The organism is Pseudomonas sp. MD195_PC81_125, assembly GCF_014060985.1.
In the GTDB taxonomy this organism is placed as follows: domain Bacteria; phylum Pseudomonadota; class Gammaproteobacteria; order Pseudomonadales; family Pseudomonadaceae; genus Aquipseudomonas; species Aquipseudomonas parakoreensis.
On the sequence record NZ_JABULD010000132.1, the window covers coordinates 1 to 17,603 of the forward strand.

Consider the following 17,603-nt stretch of genomic DNA (forward strand, 5'->3'; position numbering starts at 1 on the left):
GGGGTCCGGCGGTGTTCACTCAAATCGGGCACACCACAAAATCACTGTGGGAGCTTGCCTGCAAGCGATAGCGGTGGGTCAGGCAATATGGGTTTTGAATGGACTGGCGCCTTCGCGAGCAGGCTCGCTCCCACAGGGATCGGGGGTGGATCGGGATATCCAGTTCATCCCGCTCCCACAGGTCCCAAGAAGACTCCGGGTTTACTCGGTAATCTTCGAGAAGTTGCGATAGAACATGTCACCCTCGCGGCTATCGGTCATCGAGTGCAGCTGGAAGCTGCGATTGAGCCTGGCGCCGCCGTCACGGGTCAGCGGGGCCCAGACCAGATTGGCGCGGCGCATGGTCGACATGCTCATCATTTCGTCGAACGGGATCGACAGGTAGATGCCCTTGTCGAAACTACCCTCCCCGTACTCGGCACTGCCAGCCGTGGTGATCGTCGCCCAAGCGCCGAAACGCACACCGTTGAAAAAACTCGCGAGAGATGTCCAGCGTACCGCCCCAGTCGCCAGCCAGATAACGACCGACGCTGACCGCAGCCAGCGTGTCGTACGGTAAGTCGGTATAGCCAGTGATGTGCCCGGTCCAGATCGAGTAGTCGCGCAGGCCAAAACCCTGGTCGAACTCGCGCTGGCGCACATAGTTCAGATCCGCCCCCACCGACCAGCGCTCACCGGTCGGCCGGAACAGCACCTCAGCGCCGACACCGGCAAACATCGACTCCAGATAACCGCCGTAGACCATGCCATACAGGTCTTTGTCCAACTGCTCGGCATGGCTGACCTGGAACAACGGCATGGTCACTTCCGAGGTGGTCAGGTACTGACGCAAATCGGTACGCACCCGCGGCAGGCCGCTCGGCGCGTCGTAGGTGAACTTGTCGAAGTTGTTCATCAGGTTGGCGCTGAGCAGGCCGTTCCACCAGGTATTGCGGTTGAAGCGGTACTCCGCGTCCGCGTCGGCACTGAATTGATAGAGCAAGCCATCCGGGCCGCCGACGTTCTGCTTGAAGCCCAGGCCGACGCCGTAATTGAAGTGCTGCGGCGCTTCGCTATAGAGGGTTTTCTCGTTGTGCGGCATCGCCGGGTTGATCTCGGTGGTGCGGTGCAGCGACTCCAGCGGTTCCTCGTTGTTGATCACTTCGCGGAAGGTCTGGCGCGGCACGCTGGTCTCTTCCAGCGGCAGGTCGTAGCGCTTGTTGACCACGGTGAACCAGTTGATGTCGTCGTTCACACTGTTGTCGAGAATCCGGCTCGCGCGGCCAACAGCCTTGGACGAATGGAAGTAGCGCTGCTGCTCGCCGTACACGATCAGCTCGGAATCACGCTGACTGATGCGCTCGACCTTGTACCCGGCATTCTGCTGCAAACGTTGCGACACGTCGGCCCAGTTGACCTGTTCCATCGGCGTGCTCGGCATCTTCGCCGGCAGCGGTTCCGGCGTCGGATCGTAGGTCTTGGCCGGCGCTTTGCGGCTGACGAAATTGGTGTGGAACGTGATGCCGAACATCGCCGTATTGCCGCGCTCCCACGCCGCACTGACATCCACCGAATCGGCCACCTTGAACACCGCGCCGAAGTTGATCGGCGAATCTTGCTTGATCACGTTGTCCTTCGGCTCGTGCTTGTAGTCGTTGCCTTCGTATTCGAGTTTCAGGCTGAGTCGATCCCACGGCGTCTGGTAGCTCACGCCTCCGAAGAACGACGGCCGACCGCGAAAGTACGAGCCGGAGTTGACGTCACCGGTACCTTCGAGAGCCGGTCGGGTATCGAAGCGATCACTGACGTAGCCCAGCGGGTTGTCGAGGTCGCCGCGATTACCCAGATAACCCCAGGCAATGCCGGCGCTGAAATCGAAATTGTCGAAACGTTTGTTGGCGACAAAAAATTCGCTGGAGAACAGACCCGTACCGCCAATGTCTCGGAAGCCCAGCGCGACTTCCGGCGCCCAGTGGCTTTCCTGCCACAACCGAACCTTGGCGTCGACCGCCTTGTCCTTGTAGCTCTGGCTGCCACTCAGCGCCTCGGAGCCGTACGGCCGGTTGGTGATCGCGGTGTAACGGAACGAACCTTCGAGCCAGTCCAGTGGCTGCAACGACACGCTGTAGCGGCTGTAAGGCTCGGTGCGGTTGGCATTGACGCTCAGTTCGCCGGCCGGGGCCATGCGCGCGGTCGGGGTCTGCAACAGACCGGTGCCACCGAAATCATTTTGAGTAATACGCGGCTCGGCATGCACCAGGCCGCACGGCAATAACAACACAGCTGCAACACGTAACTTCAACGAACCACCTCAGCCAGCTGCGTGGCAATCAATTCGGCCAACTGCTGATTCAGTTCAGGAACAGGCGGATCCAGATCATCGTTTTTCACCGGCACCAGAATCTTGCTGCCGGCCACGGGAAACTGCCCGCTCTCGCGATTCCAATGCGCAATGCCCACGCGCCGGACCGCACCATTGGGCTGAATCAGCCACAAGTAATCAGCCTCGGCATCGTCCAGCGGCGTGCAGCTTTCCAGGTACTCGCGCGCCTCCAGCAGAGGCTGATAAGGCAAGTGGCAGGTCTCGGCAACCGCGCCCAGCACTTGCACCTCGTCGACCCGTTTCGGGTAGATCAGACGATCGCCATCGTCGAGACGCATGTTGCGCGCGAAACCGACTTCCACTGCGACCGGGTCGAGGTCTGCGACCTGGCGCCCGGTGACCGGCATCTGCCGCACCTGCTCGGCCAGGCGCAGCGCCAGTGCCGCGCGGCTCGGTCGATCAAACAACGAGGCCATGCGCTGCAAGACATCGAGATCGAACAACACTCCGGCCTTGAGCCGCGCCTGCTGTTCCAGCAACGACTGGCGCAGCAACACGCCGGCCAGCCAGTAACCTTCGGCATTCGGCACCGCCACGCTGATCACGTCGAGCAAGCGCCCGCCCGGCGGCAATTCCACCGGCCCCGGATTGGCAACATCGCCACTGACCGTGACCGCTGCCTGACTGACGTCGCTGAGCAACAACAAACCTGCCGATAACATCCGTAAGCGCTTCACGGCAGATGCCTGCGATCAGGGGTCAGTTGCACGATGCGCACGCGCAGTTGCGTGGTCAGTTGCTGCTCGCTCTGCAGGATGAAACCGTCCAGCGGATCGACCCAGTAATGGTTGGTCGCGCGCAGGCCGATGGCCGGGACGTCGATGCGTTCGTCGACACGCAGCACGGTGTATTCCTTGTCGAGAATGTGCAGGGTTTGCGTGGATCGGCGAGAGAACCGGCTGTTGACGATCAAGCCGACTTCCTGGCCCTTGTACAGGTCGATCCAGCGCTGACTGGTGAAGCCGTCGGCGACCTGATGCAGGCCACGTTTGAACGGCGCGTTGTCGGCCAGTCGCGTGCCGTCCAGGTCGCCCTCGACGCCGAGGCCGATGGTGCGCACGGCGAGGCCGTCACGCAGCAGCAACACCTGTTTGCCGGAGGCGACCCAGAACTGCAGGTCTTCACGCTCGCGCACCAGCGCCAGTACCCCGGAGCCGGACGGCGTGGTCAGTTTGATTTGCGGGTACTTGACCTCGGCCACCTGGGCCGCACTCACGTCCAGCTCGTCCGGGCCGAGTACCGCCGACTTGAGGTTGCGTACCGAGGCGGTCATCAGCGGGTTACAGCCACACAACATCAAGGCCGCCATCAGGCAGACGCCCACTTTCAAGGTTTTCACGGTCGGCCTTATTTGCTGTTGTTACTGTATTCGCTCCAGTTCTTCGCAGCGGAAGCCCCGGTCCCGACGATCGATGCCGACGGCACCAGTTGGCTGATGAAGCGGTTCCAGCGCGTGACGTTGGCCGGGCCGACGTACACCACATCCTGCGGACGCACTTCAAAATGCGAAGCGAGTGCCATTGAGGTCGGCGACTGAGCTTCCAGTTGATAGATCTTCGCCGGCTCGACATCGAGGTTTTCCACCCCGCGAATCACATACACCGCGTTGCCATTGGAGGTGGTCTGGCTCAAGCCGCCGACCGAGCCAAGCACATCGGAGAGGTTCATCGTCGCGGTCTTGAAGCTCAGCGCGCGGGGCTGGTTGACTTCACCCATGACGTAGATGCGCTTGTTGTCGTTGTACGGCAGATACAACTGATCGCCGCCCTTGAGGAAGACGTGCTGCAACTCGGAGTCCTGCTGGTTCAGCGAGTCGAGATTGAGCGGATACACCCGGCCATTGCGCGTCAGCAGCAGGCCCGACAGATCGGCGTTGTTGGTGTCGATGCCGGCCGTACCGAGGGCTTCGACCACGCTCAGCGGGTTGGTGGAAATTGGCTGCGGACCGGCCTTCGCCACGGCGCCCGAAACCACCACTTTCTGACTGGCGAAACGCAGCACCGCGACATCCACTTGCGGCTCGGCGATGAACGCCGACAGGCGGGATTCGATGTCCGAGCGCAGCTGTTGAATGGTCTTGCCGGCCGCCTGCACTTCCTTGATGAACGGGTAGTACAGCGTGCCATCGGAGCGCACCAGTCGACCGTTGGCGTCGATCTGCTGTTGTGCCCCCGATGGCGCGGTCAGCTCCGGGTGATCCCAGACCGTGATGTACAACACATCGTTGCTGCCAATGCGGTATTCCGCCGGCGTTGCCAACAGTTCCGCCGGCACCGACTCACGCTTTTGCGTGGCGCGGGTCATCGAGATCAGCTTGGGCGTGATCGGAATCAGCTCGACCCGACTGCTTTCGCTGGCGCCTTGGCGCGTGATGTCGCCGGTGCTCAGGTATTGGCCGGGGGAAAACATGCAACCTTGCAAAGCGATACTTGCCAACAGCAAAAGAGAAAAACTACGAGTCATAATGGCACTACGCTATTCAAGGGCGAATCTAAAAATAAAGTCACCCGACTTGCGTCGGGCGACCCTGTACTGCACTAACAAATGTTCCTGTTAGTTGTGCGTGCCAGTGGTGCCGGTAGTACCGGTGGTGCCCGTGGTACCGCCGTTGGCACTTCCGCCGCTGTTGGACGCCGCGACTGCACTGGCAACCATTGCAGTACTGGCAGCAGGCGCTGTAGAAGCCGCGACACTGCCAGATACATTGGTCACCGCAGTAAGCGGCGCTTCAGCAGCGGACGCCCAGTTGCTCAACATCGTCAACAGGGCAATCGCCATCACTTTTTTCATATCAACTCCTTTCTAACATTCGGCCTGTTAAAAACCGGCCTGAGTTAGCGGTGGTAGCGTTCAAGTTCGCGAAAATCGCGAACAAGATCCGTCGTTCTTTCACAGTCTTACCCAACTGATAAAAGTCGAACGGCAGGTTTATATCTACGGACTTGCAAAAGGCATTTCCAGCGTATTTTCCCGACGATATCTAACAGCTGACCGAAACTAACATTCAGTATTAGAACGACATCATTCGAGATAACCGCGTGGATGATTCGATTGCCAGCGCCAGGTGTCGGTGACCATGTCCTGCAAACTGCGCGTGGCTTTCCAGCCAAGTTCTCTTGCGGCCTTGGAGGCGTCGGCCCAACTCTCGGCAATATCGCCGCTGCGCCGCGGCATCACTCGGTATGGCACCGGACGCCCGCTGGCTTGTTCGAAGGCATGCAACACTTGCATCACGCTGTAGCCGTCGCCGGTGCCGAGGTTCCAGGTGTGAATGCCCGGACGATCGGCAATCGATTGCAGGGCTTTGAGATGGCCATCGGCGAGGTCGACGACATGGATGTAATCGCGAACCCCGGTGCCGTCGATGGTCGGGTAATCGTCGCCGAAAATCGATAGTTCCTGCAGGCTGCCAACCGCGACCTGGCTGATGTAGGGCAGCAGGTTGTTGGGGATGCCGCTGGGGTCTTCGCCCATATGCCCGCTGTGATGCGCACCGATCGGGTTGAAGTAACGCAGCAAGGCGATGCTCCAGCGCGGCTCGGCCTGGCTCAGGTCGCGCAGCACGTTCTCGACGATCAGCTTGGACTGGCCGTAAGGATTGGTCGGAATACCGGTGGGGAAATCCTCGCGGATCGGCATCTGCTCAGGCTCGCCGTACACCGTGGCCGACGAGCTGAACACCAGCCGGAACACCCCGGCCGCGGCCATCGCCTGACACAGCGTGATGCTGCCGCCGACGTTGTTCTCGTAATAATCCAGCGGCTTGCGCACACTCTCGCCGACGGCCTTGAGCCCGGCAAAATGCAGCACCGCATCGATCGCATGCTCTTGGAAAATCCGGTCGAGCAACGGCCGGTCGCAGACATCGCCGCGAATCATCAGCGCGCTTTTGCCGCAAATACCTTCTATCGCATGCAGTGCCGCATCGCTGCTGTTGCAAAGATTATCCAGTACAACAACTTCATAACCTGCTTCAAGCAGCGCAAGTGTGGTGTGCGAGCCGATATAGCCGGCGCCACCCGTTACCAGAATCTTCATAGCGCGGTCCGTCATTGGATAAGTGACAAGTAGCCTGTCAAGTCCCTTTCATTGAATCTGTGGCGCACCACACAAATAAGGACGACAACAGCCTTAAACAAAATTAGTTCAACCACTGGCAATAAATATTTTTGCAGGTCAAACTGTATTGCCCGGTACTTATTAGCACCCCGAGTGCACTCATCACTATCAACAGATACCGACTAAAAATAACCAATAACGCTATAACCGACATCTCATAACATTGTCAGGTTTTACCCTCCGCACTAATTGCCATTAACAACCTGACTCAGGTATTAAAGTACTCGTTCAATAATCATTGAAACTTGTGCGCGTTCCTAAGTGCGCGCATCCGTTGCCTGTGTTCCATGACTGTCCAGGATACTTTTATGATTCGTAAATGTTTGTTCCCCGCTGCCGGTTATGGCACGCGTTTCTTGCCGGCGACCAAAGCCATGCCGAAAGAGATGCTGCCGATCGTCAACAAGCCGTTGATCGAATACGCCGTTGAAGAAGCACGGGACGCCGGCCTGCAACACATGGCCATCGTCACTGGTCGGGGCAAGCGTGCGCTGGAAGACCACTTCGACATCAGCTACGAACTCGAACACCAGATCCGCGGCACCGAGAAAGAGAAATTCCTCGCCGGCACCCGCGAGCTGATCGACACCTGCACCTTCTCCTACACCCGTCAGGTGGAAATGAAGGGCCTCGGTCACGCGATTCTCAGCGGCCGTCCGTTGATCGGTGATGAGCCCTTCGCCGTGGTGTTGGCCGATGACCTGTGCCTGAACCTGGACGGTGACGGCGTGCTCTCGCAGATGATCCAGCTGTACAAGAAATTCCGCTGCTCGATCGTCGCCATCCAGGAAGTCCCGGCCGACCAGACCCACAAGTACGGGGTGATCGCCGGCGAGCTGATGTCCGAGGGCATCTACCGGGTCAATAACATGGTGGAAAAACCGGCGCCGCAGGACGCGCCGTCGAACCTGGCGATCATCGGCCGCTACATCCTCACCCCGGACATCTTCGACCTGATCGCCGACACCCAACCGGGCAAGGGCGGCGAGATCCAGATCACCGACGCGCTGATGAAACAGGCACAGAACGGTTGCGTGCTGGCTTACAAGTTCAAGGGCCTGCGCTTTGACTGCGGCGACGCCGAGGGTTACCTGCAGGCGACCAACTTCTGCTACGACAACGTCTACCTCAAGGGCCGCTGAGACAGCCCCCGCCCACTTCTCTTTTCAGGAGGCAACCATGAACATGGCACAGCATGCAGCAGAGATTGAACGGGAGGTGGGCAACCTCGGGGCGGTGAGCCGGCTGTCACGGCATCAGCCGTTGCCCAGCGCCAACGAGTCGTGGCTGGGCAGCATCCTGCTGGTGGAACGCATCGGCATGTTTCCGGCGTCCGGCGACATTCGCCGGCCGCTGGCCGATCCCTATCCTCTGCTCGCCCATCTGAAACACCTGTATGCCGAGCAGGCGCTGGAAATGGACGATCGTGATGGCCTGAAAGTGATCTTCAGCGACTGGCGCTTCCGCGTACGCCTGTGCTGCAACGAGCCGGCGATCATCATCAATGTCGAGACACGGTGTGCGACGCAACTGATGCCGCAGAAGACTGCGGAGCTCCTGAGCCAGATAGATCACTTCAAATAAAAACACTCCCCCTGTAGGAGCTGCCGAAGGCTGCGATCTTTTTGACTTTTGTTTTTTTAAAGATCAAAGATCAAAAAGATCGCACCTTCGGCAGCTCCTACAGGGGTTTCGTTGGGTCGCAACTGTCTGCGTTGATGCCACTGACGATCCAGCGATAGAAGTAGTCGGCAATCACTTTCCCACCCGTCGCGGGCTGCGGATGAATCTTGTCCGGCCCGATCATCGCCGCTGCATAGCGTTTGACGTCAGGGCCGAACGCGCATTGCAGATTGGCAAAGCCCAACTGCTGCTCATGCGCCCACGGCTGCAAGACCTGCGCATACGCCGACATCGGGTAGGCACTGGACCGCGTGGTGTCCTGACGCATGATCAGGTTGATGCTCGCCGCCGGCTGGATCTCGCGGATCATCGCCACCAACCCTTGAACGTTGTGCAGGTACTGTTCGGGTTTGACCCCGAAACCCTGGTCGTTGCCGCCGAGCATGATCAGGTAAATGTCGGCGGGGATCTTCGACACGGCGGCTTTCCACTGCACTTGCCATTGCGGATCGCGGTGATAGAAGTCCGCTGAGGCCGCGCCCGAGGCCGCCAGTTTCGAGACCCGCACGCCGTTCTGCTCGTTGCTCAGCCACAGGCCAAACAAGGTCGGTGCGCCCTTCACCACTTCCAGTTTGAACGACCAGTCTGCGGCTGCCGAAAGACCTGGCAACGGCACTTCATGGACCCCTGAACCTTCAAGTTTCAAGGGTTGCCAGGCTTGTGCGGGCGTCCAGCGGTAACGCAGCTCACTCGGCTCGCCGTTGCCCAGGTAGAGCAATTTCGCCTGGGTGACTTGGGTGTCGATGGCGGGTGTCGGGCTGGCATCGATTTGCAGCCAGGCGCCGGGCTTGCCGGTCACCGTGCGGCTGTCGGGGCTGGCCTGGCCGAGGCCGGACACTTGCCAGCCACCACCGAAGTACTTTTCACTGCTGCGGGTGTATTTGAAATGCGTGCCGCCCAGCGCCGCGCCATGGTTGAAACCGACATAACCGGGGCCGGCAAATCCGACCTCGCCGGCCACGCGCTGCACCAGTTTGTTCAAGTAAAAATCCTGACCGGCGCTGTAGCTGTCGCCAATTACCGAGACCGACAACACCTTCCCGGCCTTGCCTTCGCGCCACTGCGCAAAGCGCTCGCGGGCATCGCCCACTTCGATTACGGACGCAGCGACCGGCTGAGCGTCATTTACTGCCAACATGCATTATTTCCTTCAGTCTGGAATGGCCCCTTCGCGAGCAAGCTCGCTCCCACATTGGATCGGCGTCATACACCAATTCTCTGTAGGAGCTGTCGAGTGAAACGAGGCTGCGATCTTTTGATCTTCAACCTCAAAAGATCGCAGCGTGCCGCAGCTCCTACAGAGGTCTTGTGTCCTCCGTTGAACCCTGTGGGAGCGAGCCTGCTCGCGAAGCTTTTCAGCTACTGGCCGGCACCACCGGAGCAATACCCGCCGCCGGTTTTTTCTTCGCCGCACGCTCCCCGAGAAACAGCACCGAAGTGACATTGAAGCGACTGAAAATCATCGACAGCACCACCGGCCCCAACAGACCGAACAGCAGGCCACTGAACACCAGAATGCTTTCGTCTTTTTACCCCCAGCCGCCCCATGACAAACCGCGAAGTCGCCGCAAACAGCACATGGAACAGGAAGATCGCGTAAGAGTAGCCGCCCAGCCAGGTCAGCCACTTCGAGCGCATGTCACTCGACAGCAAAGCAATGCAGGACACGCAACCCACGGTCAAGCCAATCAGGCTACGGCGGTCGACAATCAACTCACGATCAATCGCCGCCACGTAAAGCAGCGTCAACGAAATCAACACAAACACCAGCGGCCCGATCACCTTGAACCGTTGCTTCAACGCCTCGACATTTTCCTGGCCGATCATCCCCGCCACAAAAAACGGCAGCAGGTAAATCGCACCGTTGATGCCGAACGCATCGAGCTTGAACGGTGGCAGCAGAAACAGCGCCGCAGCGAAGGCGAACAGCAGGTACAAGCGGGTCATCGAACGCAGCATCCCACGCCATTCCAGCAGGCCGACGAACATGAAAATGATGAACACCGCCTGCAGGAACCAGAAGTGATTGACCGGCACCCAGAACGACAACAACGCATCGATCACCCCGACGTCCTTGTTCACCCCCGGCCCCACCGCCTGCAACACCGAGAACGGCACACCGACGCAAAACAGCGGCACGATCAACCGTCGCACCTTGCCGCTGAAGAATGCGGAAAAGTCATTGCCACGGATTTTGTAGATCGAATAGATGTAGCCGGAAATAAAGGTGAACAGCGGCATGCGCACATACACCATCGAGTCGGCGATCACCCGGAACGGCGAGCGAGATCGATTTTCAGCCCTCCGCCCAACGGGCCGATGACGTGGTAGAGCACCAGCAGCAGGCACGCCAGACCACGCAGGGTTTCGATTTCCAGGGACTTTTTCTTGCTCGACATACAGCACCTGCCTCAATTCAGAACGCGTGACTCAACCCGCACCGGTTTGTTCGCACGCAACATCAGGCCCAGGCCGACAAACAGCACCGGCACCACCATGGAAAAGTGTCGGGCAAAGGAGCCGAAGTCCGGCTCGAACAAGCCTTGCACCAACAGAAACGCCAGCGGGATCGCGATCAGTTCCTTGGGTTTGGTCTCGATCGGCGCACCTTTGTAATCGGTGGAGGTGATGACTTTGAACAGCAGCAGCGCGGTCATGATCATCAGCGCGACGAAGATCACCTGACCCGGCCCGGACAACAGAATCAGCTCCACCGGGAACGACAACCGGAAGAAAATGATCATCGAGTCCAGCGCCTGCGAGACGAAGTCGCTGCCACTGAGCCACGAGACGATCAGCGATTTCGACCCCTCCTCCCCCGCCCGTGCGCAACTCGTTGTTGCTGGCGCGAATCGACGACACCGGAAAGCCCAGCGCCAGCTGAATCGCCATGGCCACCGCCAGGTAAAACAGGAACAGCATCAGGAAGAAGGTGAAGCGCGACACGTACTTTTTCATCACGCAAACGCCGACCCACGACAGCGAAAACAGAATCCAGTAAGGCCGGATCAGCACGCCATAGATCACCGCCGAGAGAAAAAAACCGCCGCGGTATTTGCGCGTCAATGCGCTGAACAAAATGCTCAGCACCGCCACCGAGACGATGATTTCCTTGGTCAGGTTTTCCAGAAAAAACGAACGCACCACACCCCACAGGCACAGGGTGCCGAAGATCGCCAGCGGCATGCGCCGAAACACCACCACCGGGATCGCCGTGAGGAAGAAGTTGCAGAACATCCCGTAGGCCCAGGCGTTGGTCAGGTTGATCCCGGTGGGCCGCAGCAGGAACGCCGAACACTCGTAGGAGGAGCGATCCGGCGAGAACGGGTTCCAGAAATTGCAGTTGTCGGCGCGGGCGTAGGACGACCATAAAGTCATCGCATCCGGGCCCGGATCGCGCGGGATCAGCAGCGGCATCGCCACCGACAGAAACAGCCCGGTGAACAGAATCAGGAACGACAGCGAGGAATCGAGTTTGCGGCCGCGAAACTCGATGCACGGCAATTTCAACCCCATGCCAGCGCCCCTTTGGCACGGGTCGCTCGAGTCAACACGGCGATCACCCCGAGCTGCACGATGATCGCGAAGACATTGCCCCACGCCGCGCCATAAATCGAATAATGCTTGATCAGCAGGTAACTGACCGGCACCGACACCAGCAAACAAATCGCCGCGCTGGCGAATGACACCCGACTGTTTTTCGAAGCGATCAGACCGCCCCAGACGATGTCGCCGATGGCCCGCAGGGCAAAGGAAAAGATCAGCACGCCGAGGAGTGCGTTATCCGGACGCGGCACGCTGTTGGCGACGTAATCGAGCACCACGTTGAAGAACAGATAGATCAACACCGCCACCGCTGCCGACACCACTAACGAGCGCATCACCCACTTGTTGACGAACAACTGCCGGATGCTGAACGCCTGTTGATCCGCCTGAAACCGTTTGGCCAGCACCGGAATGCCGACTACCGCCACCACCGCGTAAGACAGCGCCTGCAGAGTGTTCGCCGCCGACCACGCATACACGTATTTGCCGAGGCTGGCGTAGGGTTCGAGGTCGGCAATCAGAAAGCGCTCGGCGCACTGACTCAGCGCGATCAAGCCCGTGCCGAAATAAAACGGCAACCCGGCCTTCCACACGGTCGTGGTTGTCAGTGCTTTGCTGACCCGGCCCTTGTGCACGCTCACCACGATCAGGTAACCGGCGACGATCACCAGCACGTTGGCGGCCACCCACAACCACAGCACACTGGCGATGCCCGACACCCAGTCGAGCATCATCGCGCCCACCGCCAGCAGCGCCCAGAGACCGGTCTTGATGAAGAACAGCAGCGCACCCGCCGTGGCTTTCTGCGCAGAAAACACGAACGAGTTGATCTCGAAGGACAGGTGTTCGGTCAGCAGCACCAGCGTCACGCAAAGGATCAACGCAGTGCTCGCCTCGACCTGCCGGAACAACGAGTAAATCCCCACCGTTGCCAGCGACAGCAGCAGCCCCACCGCGAGGTACAGCAGCAGGACTTTGTCGACCACCCGCCGTGAACTGCCGCCGACGCTGATCAGCCGATTGATCTCGGAACTGAAACCGACGCTGTAGAACTTCGAGGCGATCAGCGAGGCGGCGACCACCACGCCATAAAACCCCAGCGCTTCGTAGCCCAGGTAATGGGTGATGGCCAACACCAGCAGAAACTTCGCGCCCAAGGCTCCGCCGCGCAGCAGCAAGCGAAATATCATCGAACGACGCCTTTGATGATCTCGTCCATCATCACCGTCTTGGCTTCGATTTCGCGGCAAGTATCGGTCAGGCGCTTGCCGAAATTCGACAGCGCGTTCGGCGCGTACACGGTGTCGATGATGGTGTCGACATTGATGTCGCCGCCATTGATCACCCAGTCTTCCACGCCCATGTCCTGATAGGCGCCAAAGCCTTTGCGCTCGTAGCTGATGTGGTACGCCGGGACACCGGACAACAGCGATTCGATGGCGCCGTGCAGACGCACCGAGATCACCAGGTCCGGCTGATATTTGGCAATCGTCGCCTTCAACGACAGCAGCTCTTCGCTGATGCCCAGTTCGCGATAGAACGCACCGTCGTCGTTACCGCGAACGGCACTCTGTACGGCGCAAACCACTTTGCTTTTGTTCTTCAGGCGCTGCAGCAGCAGCTTCAGGTTGGCGACGTAGGCGACTTTCTTTTCCTTGCTCCACTCCGGCGGCTTGCGCAGCACCACGCACACGGTGGCCGGCGAAGCGGCACAGCGGGTGAACTTCGGTTTCTGAAGAATCTTGCTGGCCAGTGACTGCACTGCCAGATCCGGCGCGCGATAGACATTTTCGCAGGCATCGAACATTGCCGAGGAGCGGTTATCGCGCACGAACACCGCGTCAGCGCTGGCGTAGTGATCGACGATCTTGCGGCTCTCGCCATGGAACGGGCCGATACTTTGCGGCAGGTACACCGACGGCACCTTGCTGAGGATCGCCGTTTCCAGTTGCTTGGCGTGGCCGAGTTTGAGCTTGATGTGTTCGAAGGCACTTTTCGAGCGCATGTAGCCGCCACCGACGCCGACGATCAGATCGGTCTTGCGCAACAGATCCGCCAGCCCGGCATACGACTGATTGAGGAACACCGCCTGCTTGACCCGCCCCAAGCCCTTGGCCGCCATCACCGGCGCGTCGAAACGCGGGTGCGGCAGGTAGGCGAAAGACTGCGGGTCGGAGGCCACGACGTTGATCGAAGTGTCTTCGCCAAAGTTGCGCTGCACCAACGCGATGGCCAGATCGACGAGCAGGCCGTCACCGGAGTTGGACGCACTGTAGCCATGCAAAATCGTTACGTTCATAAGCTTGAGTTCTACTTAATAAGTGGGAGCGCAATACACGTCGTAGGTCTGGCGGATCATCAGCGCGGCACTGAAGCGCTCACGCACGATGTTCCGGCCTTCGCTGCCGAGGTCGAGCAACCGCGGCTTCTGGATTCGCGCCAGCACATCGGCCAGCGCCTGGTGGTCACCGGTGGGAAAGACGTAGCCGGACACTTCATGGGTAACCAGTTCGGGCAATGACGTGCAGTTGCTGGCGATCACCGGCAAACCCATGGCCATGCCCTCCAGCGGCACCATGGCGAAACCTTCCCAGCGGCTCGGCACGATCAGCGCGTCGGCCTGTTGATACAGCGCCTGCACTTCGGCCGGCGTGACCCACGGCAGGTACTCGACCGCGTCCATCTCGGGGCACTCGATCTTGTCCTCGTTGACCGCACTGCCAACCACCGTCAGCTTCAGATCGCTGCGCTGTACCTTGGCGAAGGCTTTGAGCAATACGTCGAAGCCTTTCTGGTAGTCGAGGCGACCGACGAACAGCAGATGAATCGGCGCGGGGTTGTCGGCCCTCGGTGCGTCATCCTTGTGCGGGATGCCGTTGTAAATCAGGCGCATGCGCTTGCGCTCGATACCGAACCGCGCGGCTTTGTCCATCTCGTAGCGACTGACGCAAATGATCACGTCGGTGACTTTCTGCAAGACGCGCTCGATCGAGGCGTAGACCTTCTGCTTGATGGGCGAGCTTTCCATCAGGAACGAAAACGCGTGCGGGCAGTAGACGATTTTCGGCCGACGCCACGGCTTGAGCAGCACACAAACGCAGCGGCCGATCACCCCTGAAAACGTGCTGTGCAGATGCACCACATCGGGTTTTTCCTTGAACAGCGTCCGTGCCAGTTCCCACGCAAAGCGCAGCAGCGAAGGCACGTTACGCCCGGATCTGACGAACGTGCGAATCTGGCGCTGATCGATGCCGTGCAGCTCCTGTTTCTGGTCGAGCGGCACCAGATAGACCCATTCGTAGTTCGCGTCCTGGCCTTCGGGCGACGCCGATATCGTGCGGATAACGGTGGCAACCCCACCTTTTATCGTTTCAGCCACGTGCAGTATTTTCTTCACAACCCACCCACTTCCTTGCATGTAAGGACAAGCGCTGACACTCAGGATTTGTCCGACGCGTATTCGTAGTTGTAGTAACCGTAGTTGCCGTTGCCGTAGTAACTGGCGGCGCGCTTCTCGACGCCGTTGAACACCGCGCCCTTGAGCTCGATGCCGTTCTGCGCAAAGCGGCGGATGGTCATTTCAATCTCTTTGGCCGGGTTCACCGCAAACCGGGTGACGATCAGGCTGATGCCGGCTTCACGCCCGACAATCGCCGCATCGGTCACCGCCAGCAGGGGCGGCGTATCGATGATCACCACGTCGTAGCGCTGACTCAGCTCGGCGAGCAAATCGCGAAAGTTGGCGTGCATCAGCAGCTCGGAAGGGTTCGGTGGAACCTGGCCACGGCTGATGAAGTGCAGGTTGTCGATTTCCACCGTGTTGATCGCCTGCTCGATGCTGCAGCGCTTGACCAGCAGATCCGACAGGCCATTGGCGATCGGCACATTCAGCGTCTTGTGCAGGTGGCCCTTGCGCATGTCGGCGTCGATCAGCAGTACGCGCTGACCGCTCTGTGCCATGACCGCGGCGAGGTTGGACGAGACGAAGGTCTTGCCGACCTGCGGGCTGGGGCCGGAGATCATGATGCGGTTGTTGGTCGAATCCAGCGCGGCGAAATGCAGGCAGGTGCGCAGGCTGCGGATCGACTCGATGGACAGGTCGGTCGGGTTGCGCAACGCCAGCAGATAGGCCGGTGTTTCAGCGGTGATTTTGGCCCGGCCCTTTTTCGTGTCCTCTTCGCGCTGCAAGGCGCTGTAGGGAATCGAGGCGTACACCGGCAGCCCGAGCTGTTCGATGGCTTCCGGACCTTCCAGACCCTTGCTCAGGGATTTGCGCAACAGCACCAGCGCCACGCCGACAAAGGCGCCGAGGAACGTTGCGATCAGCACGATCAGGGCTTTTTTCGGTTTGACCGGGCTGGTCAGGTCGACATCCGCCGGGTCGATCAGGCGTACGTTACCCACCGCACCGGCGCGAACAATGTCCAGCTCCTGGGATTTGTTCAGCAACTGCGTATAGATCTGCGAAGCCACTTCCACATCGCGGGTCAGGTTGAGCAGCTCCTGTTGCGTCGCCGGCAGGTCGCCGACCTTGCCTTCCAGCGATTTCTGCTGCTGGGTCAACTCACCGATCTGCGACATCAAGGCGCGATACGCCGGATGCTGCTTGGTGAATTTGCGATCCAGTTCCGCCTGCTGCATTTTCAGCTCGGAAATCCGCGTTTCCAGCGCCACGGACTGACCGAGCACCGATTGGGTTTCCAGGGAAATGTTCACGGTCTTGCCGTGGGTCTGGTAAGCGTTCAGCGCGTCGCTGGCCTTGGCCAGATCACGCTTGACCTGCGGCAACTGACTTTGCAGGAACGCCAGGCTTTGCGCCGCTTCCGCCGAGGTCCGACGTACGTTCTGATCCACGTAGAGCGCAGCAATCTTGTTGAGGATCTTCACCGCCTCGGCGGCGTCGGCGCTGGCCAGCGCCAGACGGATAATCCCCGACTCTTTACCTTGCTCGGAAATATCCAGCGCATCCTGGTAACCCTGAATGGTCACGATCCGTGGATTGCGCACCACTTCAAAACGGGCACCCGGATTGGCTTGCAGACGCTCGATCACCCCCTCGACGCCGTCCTGCGCGAAGGCTTCGCCGGCGACGCCTTCGATCAGCAGGTTGTCGTTGTCATCGAGCAACTGAAAGTGCTGTTGCTCACCAGCAATCAGGGTGAGCTTCTTGCCCAACAGTTCTTTGGGCAGATCGAGCCGGGCGAATTCCAGACGCTCGCCGCCCCAGGCGTAGCTGTTGAAGCCAAACCGCGGCGGCGCCACGCTGGACTCGGTTTCACCGCGATAACGCCGGGCGAGAAAACCGCCGATGACCGGGAAGGTATTGGGGGTGACGTCGATGTCCAGACGCAGGTCGTCGACGGTTTTGCCGATCACCGCGCGGGATTTGATGATGCCGATTTCGGTGACCGACGGCGATTGCCCACCGAGCATGCTGCTGAGGTCGGAAAAAGCCGAGCATGTCGTTTTTTTTTTTCGGCTCGACCTGCACCAGCGCGTTCGCCAGGTACACCGGCGTCGCCAATACCGCGTAGGCAACGCCGGCGGCCATGAAGGCACCGGTGAATGCACCGATCAGCCATTTCTGGTCGATCAAACTGCCGAATATGCCGAGAAGATCAATACTGTCTTGATCGTTATCACGGTTGGCGATTACTGACGGTAACTGCATAAGTCTTTCTTACCATTCACTGATCTGAAGAATATTCATCAATGTCCGAGGCGCTGCGCCCACGAGCTAACAGCATCTTCAATCAATGCATGGGCATGAATAAAAGCGGCCTTACCTTGACGATACGGATCCTGTATTTCTCTTTCGCCCTGCCACTTGCCAAGAAGAAACACTTTGCCTCGGGCATGCGAAGCAATCTTCAGCACCTGATTCACATGTTTG

At 59.5% G+C, this 17,603-nt stretch carries 11 protein-coding genes and 5 pseudogenes; 2 read left to right on the forward strand and 14 right to left on the reverse strand.

All coding sequences use genetic code 11. The features are described from left to right. Positions 1 to 201: 201 nt before the first annotated feature. The 6 genes and pseudogenes from HT737_RS05950 to galE form a co-directional block, all read right to left on the reverse strand. Positions 202 to 2,281 (reverse strand): annotated as a pseudogene (locus HT737_RS05950) (YjbH domain-containing protein). Continuing rightward, positions 2,278 to 3,039 (reverse strand): capsule biosynthesis GfcC family protein, encoded by a 762-nt coding sequence (locus HT737_RS05955; protein ID WP_374011137.1) that lies wholly within the window; start codon positions 3,037 to 3,039, stop codon positions 2,278 to 2,280. The pseudogene HT737_RS05950 and the gene HT737_RS05955 overlap by 4 nt, the downstream one beginning before the upstream one ends. Next, positions 3,036 to 3,701, reverse strand: coding sequence for a YjbF family lipoprotein (locus tag HT737_RS05960; protein WP_095668742.1), 666 nt, complete (start codon positions 3,699 to 3,701; stop codon positions 3,036 to 3,038). Before HT737_RS05960 ends, HT737_RS05955 begins: the two co-directional genes overlap by 4 nt. 8 nt (positions 3,702 to 3,709) lie before the next feature. Beyond that, positions 3,710 to 4,771 carry a polysaccharide biosynthesis/export family protein gene (locus HT737_RS05965; protein ID WP_095668741.1) on the reverse strand — a complete coding sequence of 354 codons (1,062 nt, stop codon included), beginning with the start codon at positions 4,769 to 4,771 and terminating at the stop codon, positions 3,710 to 3,712. A 144-nt stretch (positions 4,772 to 4,915) separates the two neighbouring features. After that, complete coding sequence (locus HT737_RS05970) at positions 4,916 to 5,152, reverse strand: hypothetical protein (RefSeq protein WP_003226528.1); 237 nt, start codon at positions 5,150 to 5,152, stop codon at positions 4,916 to 4,918. Positions 5,153 to 5,383: 231 nt separating this feature from the next. After that, complete coding sequence (gene galE / locus HT737_RS05975; protein WP_095668740.1) at positions 5,384 to 6,400, reverse strand: UDP-glucose 4-epimerase GalE; 1,017 nt, start codon at positions 6,398 to 6,400, stop codon at positions 5,384 to 5,386. A 389-nt stretch (positions 6,401 to 6,789) separates the two neighbouring features. On the opposite strand from galE, the gene galU reads away from it, so the two are divergent. Both galU and HT737_RS05985 read left to right on the forward strand, forming a co-directional pair. Continuing rightward, positions 6,790 to 7,623: a UTP--glucose-1-phosphate uridylyltransferase GalU gene (gene galU, locus HT737_RS05980; RefSeq protein WP_047295217.1), complete on the forward strand. Its 834-nt coding sequence runs from the start codon at positions 6,790 to 6,792 to the stop codon at positions 7,621 to 7,623. A gap of 37 nt (positions 7,624 to 7,660) precedes the next feature. Then, a complete protein-coding gene (locus tag HT737_RS05985) occupies positions 7,661 to 8,065 on the forward strand; it encodes a mannose-1-phosphate guanylyltransferase (RefSeq protein ID WP_182401841.1) in 405 nt (134 codons plus the stop codon). A 97-nt stretch (positions 8,066 to 8,162) separates the two neighbouring features. Here the strand turns inward: HT737_RS05985 and HT737_RS05990 are convergent, their stop codons facing one another. The 8 genes and pseudogenes from HT737_RS05990 to HT737_RS06025 all read right to left on the reverse strand — a co-directional run. After that, the gene (locus HT737_RS05990; RefSeq protein ID WP_182401843.1) at positions 8,163 to 9,302 is read right to left on the reverse strand and encodes a GDSL-type esterase/lipase family protein; all 1,140 of its coding nucleotides are present in this window, start codon (positions 9,300 to 9,302) and stop codon (positions 8,163 to 8,165) included. A gap of 217 nt (positions 9,303 to 9,519) precedes the next feature. Further along, a pseudogene (locus HT737_RS05995) lies at positions 9,520 to 10,563 on the reverse strand (acyltransferase family protein). Positions 10,564 to 10,575: 12 nt separating this feature from the next. Then, a pseudogene (locus HT737_RS06000) lies at positions 10,576 to 11,680 on the reverse strand (hypothetical protein). Then, positions 11,671 to 12,900: a polysaccharide biosynthesis C-terminal domain-containing protein gene (locus HT737_RS06005; protein WP_182401846.1), complete on the reverse strand. Its 1,230-nt coding sequence runs from the start codon at positions 12,898 to 12,900 to the stop codon at positions 11,671 to 11,673. Before HT737_RS06005 ends, HT737_RS06000 begins: the two are co-directional and overlap by 10 nt. After that, on the reverse strand, positions 12,897 to 14,009 hold the full coding sequence (locus HT737_RS06010) for a polysaccharide pyruvyl transferase family protein (RefSeq protein ID WP_182401847.1): 1,113 nt from the start codon (positions 14,007 to 14,009) through the stop codon (positions 12,897 to 12,899). Before HT737_RS06010 ends, HT737_RS06005 begins: the two co-directional genes overlap by 4 nt. 15 nt (positions 14,010 to 14,024) lie before the next feature. Next, positions 14,025 to 15,107, reverse strand: a complete 1,083-nt coding sequence (locus HT737_RS06015) for a glycosyltransferase (protein WP_182401849.1) — start codon at positions 15,105 to 15,107, stop codon at positions 14,025 to 14,027. Between the two features lie 41 nt (positions 15,108 to 15,148). Beyond that, positions 15,149 to 17,381 (reverse strand): annotated as a pseudogene (locus tag HT737_RS06020) (polysaccharide biosynthesis tyrosine autokinase). Positions 17,382 to 17,419: 38 nt separating this feature from the next. Beyond that, positions 17,420 to 17,603 (reverse strand): annotated as a pseudogene (locus HT737_RS06025) (low molecular weight phosphotyrosine protein phosphatase); the annotation flags it as partial.

Coding starts and splice junctions, on each gene's coding strand:
- HT737_RS06010 (WP_182401847.1), bottom strand. CDS start 14,009: ATGAACGTAACGATTTTGCATGGCTACAGTGCGTCCAACTCCGGTGAC.
- HT737_RS05970 (WP_003226528.1), bottom strand. CDS start 5,152: ATGAAAAAAGTGATGGCGATTGCCCTGTTGACGATGTTGAGCAACTGG.
- galU (WP_047295217.1), top strand. CDS start 6,790: ATGATTCGTAAATGTTTGTTCCCCGCTGCCGGTTATGGCACGCGTTTC.
- HT737_RS05990 (WP_182401843.1), bottom strand. CDS start 9,302: ATGTTGGCAGTAAATGACGCTCAGCCGGTCGCTGCGTCCGTAATCGAA.
- galE (WP_095668740.1), bottom strand. CDS start 6,400: ATGAAGATTCTGGTAACGGGTGGCGCCGGCTATATCGGCTCGCACACC.
- HT737_RS05985 (WP_182401841.1), top strand. CDS start 7,661: ATGAACATGGCACAGCATGCAGCAGAGATTGAACGGGAGGTGGGCAAC.
- HT737_RS05965 (WP_095668741.1), bottom strand. CDS start 4,771: ATGTTTTCCCCCGGCCAATACCTGAGCACCGGCGACATCACGCGCCAA.
- HT737_RS06005 (WP_182401846.1), bottom strand. CDS start 12,900: ATGATATTTCGCTTGCTGCTGCGCGGCGGAGCCTTGGGCGCGAAGTTT.